This window comes from Dickeya fangzhongdai, assembly GCF_002812485.1.
Classification (GTDB): Bacteria; Pseudomonadota; Gammaproteobacteria; order Enterobacterales; family Enterobacteriaceae; genus Dickeya; species Dickeya fangzhongdai.
On the sequence record NZ_CP025003.1, the window covers coordinates 890853 to 904671 of the forward strand.

General features: G+C 60.3%; 11 protein-coding genes and 1 pseudogene. 6 read left to right on the plus strand and 6 right to left on the minus strand.

Annotated elements, in window-relative coordinates; genetic code table 11:
* Nucleotides 1-8 precede the first annotated feature (8 nt).
* A complete protein-coding gene (locus CVE23_RS04195; RefSeq protein ID WP_038917911.1) occupies nucleotides 9-1163 on the plus strand; it encodes an iron-containing alcohol dehydrogenase in 1155 nt (384 codons plus the stop codon).
* A gap of 111 nt (nucleotides 1164-1274) precedes the next feature.
* Nucleotides 1275-2699, plus strand: a complete 1425-nt coding sequence (locus CVE23_RS04200) for an APC family permease (RefSeq protein WP_167389539.1) — start codon at nucleotides 1275-1277, stop codon at nucleotides 2697-2699.
* 64 nt (nucleotides 2700-2763) lie between these two features.
* Here CVE23_RS04200 and CVE23_RS04205 read toward each other — a convergent pair whose 3' ends face one another.
* A complete protein-coding gene (locus tag CVE23_RS04205; RefSeq protein ID WP_100848965.1) occupies nucleotides 2764-3939 on the minus strand; it encodes an MFS transporter in 1176 nt (391 codons plus the stop codon).
* A gap of 106 nt (nucleotides 3940-4045) precedes the next feature.
* Here CVE23_RS04205 and yafC point away from each other — a divergent pair, with 106 nt between their 5' ends.
* Complete coding sequence (gene yafC / locus CVE23_RS04210) at nucleotides 4046-4933, plus strand: DNA-binding transcriptional regulator YafC (RefSeq protein ID WP_038662113.1); 888 nt, start codon at nucleotides 4046-4048, stop codon at nucleotides 4931-4933.
* A gap of 66 nt (nucleotides 4934-4999) precedes the next feature.
* Here yafC and dkgB read toward each other — a convergent pair whose 3' ends face one another.
* Entirely contained in the window at nucleotides 5000-5806 is an 807-nt protein-coding gene (gene dkgB / locus CVE23_RS04215; RefSeq protein ID WP_100848966.1) for a 2,5-didehydrogluconate reductase DkgB, read from the minus strand.
* A 223-nt stretch (nucleotides 5807-6029) separates the two neighbouring features.
* Entirely contained in the window at nucleotides 6030-6887 is an 858-nt protein-coding gene (locus CVE23_RS04220) for a MurR/RpiR family transcriptional regulator (RefSeq protein ID WP_038917916.1), read from the minus strand.
* Between the two features lie 312 nt (nucleotides 6888-7199).
* Between CVE23_RS04220 and CVE23_RS04225 the strand changes: the two genes are divergently transcribed.
* Nucleotides 7200-8711 (plus strand): CoA-acylating methylmalonate-semialdehyde dehydrogenase, encoded by a 1512-nt coding sequence (locus CVE23_RS04225; RefSeq protein ID WP_100848967.1) that lies wholly within the window; start codon nucleotides 7200-7202, stop codon nucleotides 8709-8711.
* A gap of 26 nt (nucleotides 8712-8737) precedes the next feature.
* Entirely contained in the window at nucleotides 8738-10669 is a 1932-nt protein-coding gene (gene iolD / locus CVE23_RS04230) for a 3D-(3,5/4)-trihydroxycyclohexane-1,2-dione acylhydrolase (decyclizing) (RefSeq protein WP_038917918.1), read from the plus strand.
* Between the two features lie 194 nt (nucleotides 10670-10863).
* On the opposite strand, the gene sbmC is transcribed toward iolD, so the two are convergent.
* Entirely contained in the window at nucleotides 10864-11325 is a 462-nt protein-coding gene (sbmC, locus tag CVE23_RS04235) for a DNA gyrase inhibitor SbmC (protein ID WP_100848968.1), read from the minus strand.
* A gap of 130 nt (nucleotides 11326-11455) precedes the next feature.
* Here sbmC and CVE23_RS04240 point away from each other — a divergent pair, with 130 nt between their 5' ends.
* A complete protein-coding gene (locus CVE23_RS04240) occupies nucleotides 11456-11977 on the plus strand; it encodes an NUDIX hydrolase (protein WP_100850405.1) in 522 nt (173 codons plus the stop codon).
* Nucleotides 11978-12186: 209 nt separating this feature from the next.
* On the opposite strand, the gene CVE23_RS23225 is transcribed toward CVE23_RS04240, so the two are convergent.
* Both CVE23_RS23225 and CVE23_RS23230 read right to left on the minus strand, forming a co-directional pair.
* Nucleotides 12187-12630, minus strand: coding sequence for a methyl-accepting chemotaxis protein (locus CVE23_RS23225; protein ID WP_225622676.1), 444 nt, complete (start codon nucleotides 12628-12630; stop codon nucleotides 12187-12189).
* A gap of 78 nt (nucleotides 12631-12708) precedes the next feature.
* A pseudogene (locus CVE23_RS23230) lies at nucleotides 12709-13491 on the minus strand (PAS domain-containing protein); the annotation flags it as partial.
* Nucleotides 13492-13819: the final 328 nt, after the last annotated feature.

Here is a 13819-nt window from a genome sequence, read left to right on the forward strand (position 1 = left end):
GTGACGCCATGAAATTCTCTTATCGACAACCGGTCAACCTGTGCTTTGGCCGCGGCGAGTCGCAGCGGGTCGGGCAGGTGGTGGCGCAGCTGGGCCGCAAGGTGCTGCTGGTGACCGGCACCGCCAGTTGCCGCAAAACCGGCCTGCTGGACCGGGTGACGGACGCGCTGGCGGCCAGCGGCGTGACCTGTTTTCTGTTTGAACGCATCGAGTCCAACCCGCTCAGCACTACGGTGGATGACGGCGCGCGGCTGGCGCGTATGCACCAGTGCGACGTGGTGCTGGGGGTCGGCGGCGGCAGTGTGATGGATGCCGCCAAAGCCATCGCCTTCATGGCGAAGCATACCGGTTCGGTGGTCGAGTATTTATCCGTTCCCGCCCCGGCGGGCGACGCGCTGCCGCTGGTGCTGATGACCACCACGGCGGGCACCGGCAGCGAAGGCAACTGCGTGGCGGTAGTCACCAACCCGGCCACCCACGACAAACTGGTGTTCGTCAGCCCGGCGCTGTTCGCCCACACCGCCATCATCGACCCGACGCTGATGGTGACCCAGACCCCGGCGATGGTGGCGTCTACCGGCTTTGACGCCATGAGCCACAACATCGAAGCGCTGGTCGGGCGCTATGTTCAGCCGATGACCGCGATCATGAGCCGGGAAGCCATCGGCCTGCTGGCGCGCTATCTGCCGCGCGTCTGGCGCGACGCCGGCGATCTGGACGCCTGGGATCAGGTGTGCTGGGCCAATACCCTCGGCGGCATGGCGATTGGCCTGTCGGCCTGCGGCTTGCCGCACGCGATGGAACACCCGCTGAGCGGGTTGTACAACATCACCCACGGTCAGGGGCTGGCGGCGCTTTATCCGGCGCTGATGGCGTTTTCCTGGCGCGACAACGTAGCCGGGTTTGCCGCGGTGGCGCGGGCGATGAGCGACGATGTCGCGACGCTGAGCGAAGAAGAACAGGCCCAGCGCAGCATCGTGCTGGTCCGGCAGTTGCTGGGGACGCTGGCGCTGAACTTCACGCTGCGGGATCTGGGCGTTGATGAGAAAGACATTCCGTGGATGGCGGACAACTGCGTGCAGACGATGGGCTTCAGCCTGCAGCAGAACCCGCGCATCGCCACGCGGGATGAGGTGGAAGCCCTGTACCGGGCCTGCCTGTAACACAGCCATGTAGACACAACCATGTAGACACAACCATACGGACGCACTGCCGCCGGCGCGGCGGTGACGTCCTTCAGCTTATCAACCCGCTGCGAGATCGCGAGGGCCGAAATGAAAGAGAATCAACTGAAAAAGAACAGCCTGGGGCTGTGGTCTTTGGTGTTTTTCGTGGTCGCGGCCGCTTCGCCGTTGACCGGGGTGATCGGCGGGTTGCCGGTGGCGATGTCGGCGGGCAACGGCGCGGGCATTCCCGCCATGTATGTGCTGGCCGGGGCGATTTTGCTGGTGTTCTCCTTTGGCTATATCGCCATGAGCCGTTATGTGACCAACGCGGGCGCGTTTTACAGTTACATCGCGCTGGGGCTGGGGCAGCGCACCGGCGTGAGCGCGCTGACGGTGGCGCTGCTGGCCTATTTCGCCATCCAGATCGCGGTGGTGGCGCTGTTCGGTTTCTTCAGCCAGATGTACGTGCAGGATCATCTCGGCGTCAATTTTCCCTGGTGGGCGTACAGCGGCGCGATGCTATTGGTGATCTGCTATCTGGGAATCGAAAGCGTGGAGATCGGCGGCAAGGTGCTGGGCATTCTGATGCTGCTGGAAGTGGGCATCGTGCTGCTGACCGACGTCGCGATCCTGTGGTCGCACGGACCGCAACCGCTGACGTTCGCCTCCTTTACGCCCTCGGTGATCCAGCAGGGCAATCTGGGGATCGCGCTGGTGTTCACCATCGCCGCCTTTATTGGTTTCGAATCGACCGCCATTTACGGCGAAGAGTGTCGGGAGCCGACCAAAACCATTCCCCGCGCCACCCTGCTGGCGGTAACGTTAATCACGTTGTTCTTCGCGCTGACCAGTTGGGCGATGGTGCAGGCGTATGGGCTGGATCAGGTGCGCGAGCAGGCGCTCAACAATCCGGGGCGGTTCGTGTTCGACGTCGCCAGCCGCCTGCTGGGGCCCTGGTCGGAGCAGGTGATGTCGCTGTTGCTGATCACCAGCCTGTTCGCCGCCGCGCAGGCGTTCCACAACAACATTTCCCGTTACCTGTTCAGCATCAGCCGCGACGGCGTCCTGTGGTCGAAGATGGCGCGGGTGCGCGGCGACAAAGGCACGCCCTACGTCGCCAGCCTGGTGCAAACCTTGATGATGCTGACGCTGCTGCTGGTGCTGGCGGCGAGCGGCGCGGACCCGATGATGCATATCTTCGCCTGGGGATCGGCGGTGGCGACGATGGCGATCCTGCTGCTGCAGGGCGGGGTATCGGTGGCGGTAGTGATGTTCTTCCATCGCGCGGCGCCCCATTATTCGGCGTCCGCCTGGAGTCGCCTTTGGGCGCCGCTGTGCTCGGCAGTCTTGATGGGCGTGGCGTTGCTGATGGTGAGCGACAACATGGACGTGTTGAGCGGGTCTTCGTCACAACTGGTGTTCTTCATCCCGTGGGCGGTGGTGGGGATGGCGCTGGCGGGGTATCTGTTCGCCTGCTGGCCCCGGCAAACGGGGCGCGCCTTCACGCTGGAGAACATGGATTCGCAGGGATAACGGCGGAACATGCCGGGGAGAAGTGTCCTGCCGGGGAGAAGAGTCCCCGGCATGCGCTGTTTTTTCAATCCAGCAGCGGACGAGGCTGCCTGTCCAGCCGGCCGCTGAGCGTGATCAGCAGTAGCGCCGCGGCGACAATCACCGCGCCAATCCACGGGGTTTGCGCCAGTCCGCCGCGGGCGACCGTCTGCCCGCCAATCACCGACCCCAGCGCGATGCCGACGTTAAACGCCGCAATGTTTAAACCGGAGGCGACGTCCACGGCGTGGGGCGCATACTGTTCGGCCTTCTGCACCACATAGACCTGCAGGCCTGGCACGTTGCCGAATGCGAACACCCCCATCGCCAGCACCGTCGCCAGCGCCGCGTATTGAATAGATGCCGTGAACTGGAACACCAGCAGCAACAGCGCCAGCGCGGCGAAGATAAATGTCAGCGCCGGCACCGCGCCGTGGCGATCCGCCAGTTTGCCGCCCCAGAGATTGCCAATCGCCACCGACACGCCGTAACCCAGCAAAATCCAGCTTACGGCGGCCGGGCTAAACCCTGCCAGATCCTGCATCATCGGCGCCAGAAAGGTGAAGGCGGTGAACACGCCGCCGTAACCCAGCGCGGTAATCGCGTAGATCATCAGCAGCCTGGGGTGAGTCAGCACCTGCAACTGCGCTTTCAGGTTGGCGATGGCCCTACCGGGGATGGTGTTCGGCACCAGCATCAGGCTGCTTAACAGTGAAATCACTCCCAGCGCCGAGACGGCCAGAAAGGTTTCGCGCCAGCCGGCGTGCTGGCCGATGAAGGTACCCAGCGGTACGCCGGTCACCAGCGCCACGGTCAGTCCGCCGAACATGATGGCGATCGCCGAGGCGGCTTTTTCTTTCGGCACCAGACTGGTGGCGATGGTGGAGCCAATCGAGAAAAACACGCCGTGCGCCAGCCCGGTCAGCAATCGCGCCGCCACCAGCGTGGCGTAGTTGGGGGCCAGCCAGGCCAACAGGTTGCCGGCGGTGAATAGCGCCATCAGCCCGACCAGCAGCGGTTTGCGCGGTAGCGCGCCGGTCAGCGCGGTCAGCACCGGCGCGCCCACGGCGACGCCCAGCGCGTAAATGGAAACCAGCAGTCCTGCCGAGGGCAGCGAGATCGCCAGTTGGTCGGCGATGGTCGGCACCAGGCCGACAATCACAAATTCGGTGGTGCCAATTGCAAAGGCACTGATGGTCAGAGCCAGTAACGCCAGCGGCATAATTATCTCCATAGAACGGGGTTCGAATAATGGCGATCAGTATGGAGAACTGCTTAAATAACAAAAATAGCTAAAATCTCAATGGAATTTTGCTGGAGAAGCAAAAATGAAGGCGACCTCGGAAGAACTGGCGATTTTTGTCTCGGTGGTGGAAAGCGGCAGCTTCAGCCGGGCGGCGGAACAGCTCGGGCTGGCGAACTCGGCGGTGAGCCGGGCGGTGAAAAAACTCGAAATGAAACTGGGGGTCAGCCTGTTGAACCGCACCACGCGGCAACTGAGCCTGACGGAAGAGGGCGAGCGCTATTTTCGCCGGGTACAGCAGATATTGCAGGAGATGGCGGCGGCGGAAACCGAACTGATGGAAACCCGGCGCACGCCGCGCGGTCTGTTGCGTATCGACGCCGCCACGCCGGTAGTGCTGCATCTGCTGATGCCGCTGGTCAAACCGTTTCGCGAGCGTTACCCGGAGGTGACGCTGTCGCTGGTGTCGTCGGAGACGTTTATCAACCTGATTGAGCGCAAGGTCGATGTGGCGATCCGCGCCGGAACGCTGACCGACTCCAGCCTGCGCGCCCGCCCGTTGTTTACCAGCTATCGCAAGATCGTCGCCTCGCCGGACTATGTGGCGAAACACGGCGCGCCGCAGCATGTGGATGCGCTGGCGCAGCATCTCTGTCTGGGGTTTACCGAGCCGGTATCGCTCAACACCTGGCCGGTGGCGCGCGCAGACGGTCAACTGTATGAGATTGAGGTGGGGTTATCATCCAACAGCGGCGAAACCCTCAAGCAACTGAGCCTGACGGGCAACGGCATCGCCTGCCTGTCGGATTACATGATTGACGGGGAAATCGCCCGCGGCGAGCTGGTGGAACTGCTTGCCGATCGGCGCCTGCCGGTGGCGATGCCGTTCAGCGCGGTCTATTACAGCGACCGCGCCGTCAGCACCCGCATCCGGGCGTTTATCGATTTTCTGAGCGAGCAGGTGACGCGGTGAAAAAGCAAAAACCGTCCGGCGTGCGGCAAGGCGGCACGGGCCTGACGGCTATTCGCCAGAACCGGATTACCGATCCCACTCCGGCGCCAGCCCGTCCGGGCTAACCAGTCGGCCATGGCGTTCCAGCGCGGCGATGGCCGCCATATCGTCGGCATCCAGCGTCAGCGTTGGCGCCAGCAGGTTGCTTTGCAGGTTCTCGCGTTTTGTCGATGACGGGATCACGGCGTAACCCAGCGCCAGCGCCCAGGCCAGAACCACCTGTGCGGGCGTGGCCTGATGCTTCGCGGCGATCGCGCCAATGACCGCATCCTTCAGCGCATTGCCGTAGGCCAGCGTCATATACGAGGTGATGTGGATGCCGTGCGCCCGCGCCCAGTCCGCCACGCGGCGATTTTGCAGGTACGGCGACAGCTCTATCTGGTTGGTGGCGATTTGCCCGGCGCCGACGGCGTCAATCGCCTGCTGCATCAGCGCGATGGTGAAGTTGGACACGCCGATTTCGCGCGTCAGCCCCTGCTGTTTCGCCTCCACCAGCGCCTGCATGGATTCCGCCACGCTGACGGCGTTGCCGGGCGACGGCCAGTGGATCAACGTCAGATCCACATCATCGGTGCGCAGCTTATGCAGGCTCTGTTTCAGGCTGGGGATCAGTTTTTCCCGGCTCAGGTTTTCGGTCCAGATTTTGGTGGTGAGATATAACTCGCCGCGCGGCACGCCGCTTTCCGCCACCGCCTGACCCACCGCCGCTTCGTTGTCATAAATCTGCGCGGTATCGATAGCGCGATAGCCCAGCGCCAGCGCATCTTTGACCGATGCGATCACCACCTCGTCTTTAAGGCGGAACGTACCTAACCCGAATGCAGGAACTGCCATGATTGACCTCGTTTGTCACAGGAATAAGGCGGAGAATTATCACGAGGCGCGACTCTGTGAAAAAGGTGAACAAACGCAGAGGTTTTTTGCTGCTGCGGCAATAATACGGCGGAAGACCGGCGGTACAGGTATAGGAACGTAGCGGCAGAAAAGCAGAGACGGAAAAAAGCCCCGGCACAACACCGGGGCTTCCCTTAACTTAAATCGATAATGGATGCAGCAGTCAGGCGCTTTTCTGGCCTTCTTCGCGCTGGCGCAGGCTGTTGCCCTGACGATAGGCCAGCGACACCATCAGCGACTGTACCAGACACAGCGTGGCCGACTGGGAGCGGAACGCGTCCACCTGCGCTTCTTTCACCACAAAGCACACATCGCTGAGCGTCGCCAGCGGGCTTACCTGACTGTCGGTGATCACGATCTGGCGCGCGCCCGCGCTGGCGGCCATTTCGCTTACCATCACCGTTTCCTGCGCGTACGGCGAGAAGCTGATCGACACCACGATGTCTTTGGCGTTCAGGCGGCACAACTGCTCGCGGAACATGCCGCCGAGTCCGTTGACCAGCACCGGGCGGCTTTCCAGATGACTTAGCGCGTAGGACAGGTAGGTGGCGACGCTGAACGAGCGCCGCAGCCCGACGATGTAGATCGTGTCGGCCTGCGCCAGCAGGTCGACCGCTTTTTCCAGGTCTTCCGGCTGGGTACGCGCCGCCAGTTGCTGCATCGCCTGCGCGTTGGAACGGGCGAATTCGTGCAGGATGTCCTGCGGACGTTCCGGCACCGTGTCTTCCATCTCCCGAAACAGCCGCGCCCGATCGGTGTAACTGGCGGTTTCCTCCACCAGATTCATGCGGAACAGCTGTTTCATTTCATTGAAACCGCTGAAATCGAAGGCGTTGGCGAAGCGGATCAGCGTGGAGGGCGGTACGTCCGCCTGCTCGGCGATCACCGCCACGGTGTCGAACGCCACGCTGTTGGTGTTGTCCAGCACGTAGCGCGCCACCTGCTGCAAACGCTTGCTCAGGGAGTCGTACCGCGCGCGGATCTGCTCCTGTAATTCTCTCAGGCTGGTCGCCATAGCCATAGTGTTGTTCTCCGTCATCCCGGCGGGATGCTGTTGATCCGATTCTAGTGAGTTGAACCGGCATTTCAAACCGATTTGTCATTTTTTCGGTGAAAAATAGAATGAATAATTCAGTTTTTCTGTGCGTTACCGGCTGATGAAACCGCGTAAAAAGCCGTTTAAACGCTGGTTACCTGCCGTTTACCGGAAAATCTATCCTGGATCACAATAATCAACATTTGTTTTATTTCTTATTAAAATGGAATTTTTATTTCATATACAGTAAGGCGATATCAGCCATCTGTCACCCTAAACCCCTGCAGAGGTGTAACCATGGAAACCGTATCCAATTTCATTCACGGCGAAATCGCGCCCAGCCACAGCGCGCGCGTCGCGCCGGTGTTCAACCCGGCCAGCGGCGAACAGATTCGTCAGGTGGCGCTGAGCAGCGCCGACGAGGTGAAGCAGGCCATCAGCGCGGCGGCGGCGGCGTTTCCCGACTGGGCGAAACACTCGCCGCTGCGTCGCGCCCGCATCCTGTTTCGTTTCAAAGCCCTGCTGGAAGAGAACCTGCACACGCTGGCGCGGCTGATTTCCGAAGAGCACGGCAAAGTCTATTCCGATGCGGTGGGCGAACTGACCCGCGGGCTGGAGGTGGTGGAGTTCGCCTGTGGTATTCCCCATCTGCAAAAAGGCGAGCACTCCGCCAACGTCGGCACCGGCGTGGACAGCCATTCGCTGATGCAGCCGCTGGGGGTGTGCGTGGGGATCACGCCGTTCAATTTCCCGGCGATGGTGCCGATGTGGATGTTCCCGATCGCGCTGGCGACCGGCAACACCTTCGTGCTTAAACCGTCGGAGAAGGACCCGTCGCTGTCGCTGCTGCTGGCGAAGCTGCTGAAAGAGGCCGGGCTGCCGGACGGCGTGTTCAACGTGGTGCAGGGTGATAAAGAAGCGGTGGACGTGCTGCTGACCGACCCGCGCGTACAGGCGGTGAGCTTTGTCGGCTCCACCCCGGTGGCGGAGTATATCTATCGCACCGCGTCGGCTCATGGCAAGCGCTGTCAGGCGTTGGGCGGCGCCAAGAACCACTGCATCCTGATGCCGGACGCCGATATGGACATGGCCGCCAGCGCCATCCTCGGCGCGGCGTTCGGCGCGGCGGGCGAGCGCTGCATGGCGCTGTCGGTGGTGGTGGCGGTGGGTGATGACACCGCCGAGACGCTGTGCTGCAAGCTGGAGCAGCAGGTCGCCGCCATGCGCGTCGGCCCCGGCCTGGTCGACGGCAAGGAAAACGACATGGGGCCGGTGATTTCGGGCGCGCACCGCGACAAGATTACCGGCTATATTCAAAGCGGTATCGATCAGGGCGCCACGCTGCGGGTCGACGGCCGCGGACTTCGCGTGCCGGGGCATGAGCAGGGCTATTTCGTCGGTCCGACGCTGTTTGACAACGTCACGCCGCAGATGCAGATCTACCGGGAAGAAATTTTCGGCCCGGTGCTGTCGGTGGTGCGCGTACCGGATTACCAGACCGCGCTGACCCTGATCAACCAGCACGAATACGGCAACGGCACGGCGATATTCACCCGCGACGGCGAAACCGCCCGCCAGTTCAGCGAAGAGGTGCAGGCGGGCATGGTGGGGATTAACGTGCCGATCCCGGTGCCGATGGCGTTCCACAGCTTCGGCGGCTGGAAGCGCTCCATTTTTGGCGCGCTCAACGTGCACGGCAACGACGGCGTGCGTTTCTACACCCGCATGAAAACCGTCACCAGCCGCTGGCCGGCCAGCGTGCGGCTGGAGCAGCACGCCAGTAGTTTTGTGATGCCAACGCTGGAGTAATTCCACCTGACTTGCGGGAGCAAACGATGGACACGTTGAAAATGACCATGGCGCAGGCGCTGGTCCGGTTTCTCAATCAGCAGTATCTCCAGGTGGACGGCGAGGAAACGCCGTTGTTCGCCGGGGTGATGACCATCTTCGGGCACGGCAACGTGCTCGGCATCGGGCAGGCGCTGGAGCAGGATGCCGGGCACCTGCAGGTGCATCAGGGGTGCAACGAGCAGGGCATGGCGCACATCGCCGTGGGTTTTGCCAAACAGCACCGGCGGCGGCGCGTGTACGCGGTGACCACCTCGGTGGGGCCGGGGTCCGCCAATCTGGTGACGGCGGCGGCCACCGCCACCGCCAATCGCATTCCGCTGCTGCTGCTGCCGGGGGATCTGTTTGCCAGCCGTCAGCCCGACCCGGTGTTGCAGCAAATCGAGCAGTATCATGACGCCACCATCAGCACCAACGATTGCCTGCGGCCGGTGTCGCGCTACTGGGATCGCATCAGCCGCCCGGAACAGCTAATGAGCGCGCTTGTCAACGCCATGCGGGTGCTGACCGACCCGGCGGATACCGGCACGGTGACGCTGTGCCTGCCGCAGGACGTGCAGGCGGAAGCCTGGGATTACCCGGCGGCGTTCTTCCAGCGGCGGGTACATCATCTGGAACGCCGTCCGCCGGATAGCGCCCGGCTGGCGCAGGCGGCGGCATTACTGGCGCGCAAACGCCGCCCGTTGCTGATTTGCGGCGGCGGGGTGCGTTATGCCGGCGCGCACGATGCTTTCCGCCAGTTTGCCGAGCGCTTTAATCTGCCGTTTGGCGAAACCCAGGCGGGCAAGGGCGCGCTGGTGTCGGAGCACCCGCTTAACGCCGGCGGCATCGGCGTGACCGGCGGGCAGGCCGCGAACCGGCTGGCGGCGCAGGCGGATCTGGTGATTGGCGTCGGTACCCGGCTGACCGACTTCACCACCGCCTCCAAATCGCTGTTTACCCATCCGCAGGTCGAGTTTTTGCTGCTCAACGTGGCGGAGTTCGACGCGTTCAAACTGGATGCCGTCGCGCTGATCGCCGACGCCCGCGAAGGGTTGACGCAACTGGCGCAGGCGCTGGAGGCTCAGGGCTATCGCAGCGGCTGGGGCGATGAGGTCGCGCAGGCCCGTCTCGACTGGCAACGGGAGCGTCAGCGGCTGTTTGAGCGGCGCGACGAAGACGGGCAGGAGCTGGAAATCGCCGGACATCTGGATGCGCAACTGGCCGAGTACCGCGAGACGCTTGGCACTCGCCTGACGCAAACCCGCGTGCTGGGGCTGTTGAACGACGCGCTGGAAGACGACGCCATCGTGGTGGGCGCGGCCGGGTCGCTGCCCGGCGACCTGCAACGGCTGTGGCAGGTGAAAACGCCGGACAGCTATCATCTGGAGTACGGTTACTCCTGCATGGGCTACGAGATCGCGGCGGCGGTGGGCGCGCGGCTGGCGGCGCCGCGACAGCCGGTGTACGCGATGGTGGGCGACGGTTCTTACCTGATGCTGCACAGCGAGCTGCAAACCGCGGTGCAGGAAGGCATCAAAATTACCGTGCTGCTGTTCGACAACGCCGGGTTCGGCTGCATCAACAACTTGCAGATGAGTCAGGGGATGGGCAGTTTCTGCACCGAGAACCGGCGGCGCGATCGGGACAGCGGCAAATTGACCGGTTCGCTGGTGACGGTGGATTTCGCCCGCAACGCCGAAAGCTACGGCTGTCGGGCATGGACGGTACGGGACGAGGCGTCGTTATTGCAGGCGCTGCGCGAGGCGCAGGCGCACCCCGGCCCGTGCTTGCTGGATATCAAAGTGCTGCCGAAAACCATGACCCACGGCTACGACGCCTGGTGGAATACCGGCACCGCGCAGGTGGCGGACAACCCGGCGATTGAAACCGCGGCGCGCGAGGTGCAATTACAACGCGCAAAAGCACGGCAGTATTAGGGCTGATGACGAATACACCTTTCAGGCGGCATGTTTAGCGGCATCTGCGCTCACGATGATTTCGTCGTGGGCGCAGATGCGCATCATCGTTACTACTCTCATCGTTACTGCTATCGCCGCTACTACATATCAATGCTGCTATATCCGTATCAATGCCGCTATCAATACGGCTGAGGCATGCCACGTGCTATGCGTCACTGAACCGGAATATGCATGTCGATATCCCAGTAGCCGTCGCTATAACCGTCATTGAGGTAGACCTCGAAACAGGATCGCGTTGTGTCGACGGTGTTACCATCGCCGAGTAACGCGGCAAAAAACGCCTGCCACGATAGGCCGAAATCATCGTCGGATACGCGCGCGCGGGCAATCGCGTACCGACCCGCGGCGATCTCCGTCGCGATCGCCCCGCTGCTGTTGGCGGGCAGACGAAACTCAGCGGTCACGCTTACCACGGTATCCGCCGCCAGTTTTTCCGGCGGGGTTTCTTGCGGATTGCCGTAATAAACCGCAATCCATTCCAGCGGCTGTACCGCGTGCTCGTCCACCCATTTCATCAGTTGTTCAAATCCTTGCGGCACCGTTTGTTCCCAGGGGCCCACCAGATGGAACCCGGCCGCATGGCGTTTATTCACATGCTGAACGTTGTAATCCATATCTGATCCTTACGAAGATGATGACTGTGTATTTATCGGTGTTACCGGCTGAGGGCATGATAGCGGCATGTTTCATCGAGCTATACCGTGTAAGATCCCATTGTGGGACAAATTAACGAGATTGATAGCCATGCCGAAGTCGATAAAGAACCTCAGTGGACGTAAAGAGCGATTCGCTGCGCGTGTACTGCTTATTGACGGTTCAAACCGCGTTCTTCTCCTGAGCACCCGAGACGCCAGCAATCCGGCGTTTTTAGAATCCTGGGAACTGCCCGGCGGCGGCGTTTTAGCGGGCGAATCGATCACACAGGCAGTGATACGCGAACTCTACGAGGAAACGGGAATCACCCTCTCAGCCTCGTCCGTAAGCTCACCGCTATGGAAGCGGGACGTCCTCTATACCTACCGCGGAGAGCGCCGCCTGCAGCATGAGGCGATTTGTTGTGCCAGGATCGAGATAGCGCCTCAAACCATTGATGAGCGTTATAGAGAACCGTTCGAACGTGAGGACCACCTTCGCTATCAGTGGTGGCCGTTGGGCGAATTAAGGGTGTCGCAAGAAACGTTCTATCCCATCACCCTTCCACGTCATGCCGATGCCCTTATAGCCGGTCGCATAATTGATGAACCGCTCGAAGTCTGGGATGAATAACGCTTCAAGCAGTCCCTTCAATATATATGCGCTCCAAACGATAGCATTAATAAACGATAGCATTAACAAACGATAACATTAACAAACGATAACGTTAAAAACCGGCGGCGTATTTTACGCCGGGTCATATTTATATGATCGCCAAAATAATGATCTGGAGATTATTTATTATCTGGTCATAAAAATAAGCCGCCGGAATCGTAGCTGAATTACACGTTTAATTTATGTATCACATCGACAAACGCGGACACGCCGCTGTTAATTTCACTAAAGCCGCGCGACAGGTCGTGTATTTTCTCTCTCTCGTCCCCTAAGAATTGATTAATTTGATCCAGTTGCTGGTACATCTGTTCGATTAATCGGGCGTTGTCCTCAACCATATGGGTGATCTTTTGCGTCGCCGTCGAGGTGGAGATCGCCAGTTTTCGTACCTCTTCCGCCACCACGGAGAAACCGCGCCCGGACTCGCCGGCCCGCGCGGCTTCAATCGCCGCGTTCAACGCCAGAATGTTGGTCTGGGAAGCGATAGCGTCGATGGTACTGATAATCGCACTGATGTTCTTGGCATGCTCATTCAGGCTGGCGCCGATTTCCGATGCCGACTTGACCTGCGCGGTAATCCGTTCGGAATTGTTGACCGTTTCCGTAAGCACCTCGCTGGCATTGTAGGTGATTTGCGAGGTTTGTTCCGACGTGGTGACCGCGATATCCGCGATGCGTTTGGCGTTTTCGACTCGGGTGGTGATATCGGAAGCAAATTTTATGACTTTGTACACGTTGCCGTGAGCATCGAGAATCGGGTTATAACTCGCTTCCAGCCAGACCCGTTCATCCTGCGAGGTTTTGCGCTCAAAACGGCCGACGAACGACTCGCCGTTATTGAGCTTATCCCAGAAGCGCGGGTTTTCCCGGTAAAACATGTCGTAGCAGAACATCCGATGGTGTTGGCCTTGTATTTCTTCCAGGCTATAGCCCATGGTTTTCAGGAAGTTATCGTTGGCCCAGATAATATTTCCTTCCGGGGTGAATTCAATCACCGCCAGTGAACGGTGCAGGGCGGAGAGAATGGCGTCTTTATCCACCAGCGCCTGATGGTTCTGGGTAATGTCGGACGCCAGTTTGATGACCTTCACTACCTCGCCATTACGGTTTTTTACCGGGAAATAGGTGGCTCTCAGGAAGAACTTATCGTGTTGCTTGTTATAGCGATCGAATACGCCGGAAAAGGATTCGCCGCTGGCCAGTCGGCGCCAGAATATACGGTAATTCTCCGTGGATACGTAGTGCGGGTCGCAAAATATAAGATGATGCTCGCCCTGTATTTCATCCAGCGTATAACCAAGCAGGTCGAGGAAAATCGGGTTGGCATAAAGAATGGTGCCATCAGGCAGAAATTCGATATAAGCGATGCTTTGCTTAATCGCATTCATATCTTGTTCCGACGTGCTTGCCTTCGATGCCGTAATCTTTTTTCCTTCTGTGCTCAGCACTTTTGATAATCCAAACATCGCCATCCCCTATACCGGAAACATACCAGTGACCTTTTTATGCCCTAAGTAATTCGGGTTGCAGGAAGGGCAGCATGCCTGCAACCTGAAGCATGACGGGTAAATGATGTGGAGCTGATAAGAAAGTAATAGTGCAGATTTGGATTTATGGCAGCCCCTAATGCTGTTTTATTCATTTTTGATGGGTCATACCGTTTTAGCCGAGTGGGCCGCGTTAACGGGCTCGTTTCAGGCGTTGTCCGACTGGGCCGCGCCATATCGCGCCGAATGCGGTTCCTGCGATTTATCGACCGCCCCGGCTTTGTCAGCGCCCGGTGACCCAGTCCGTCAGTAT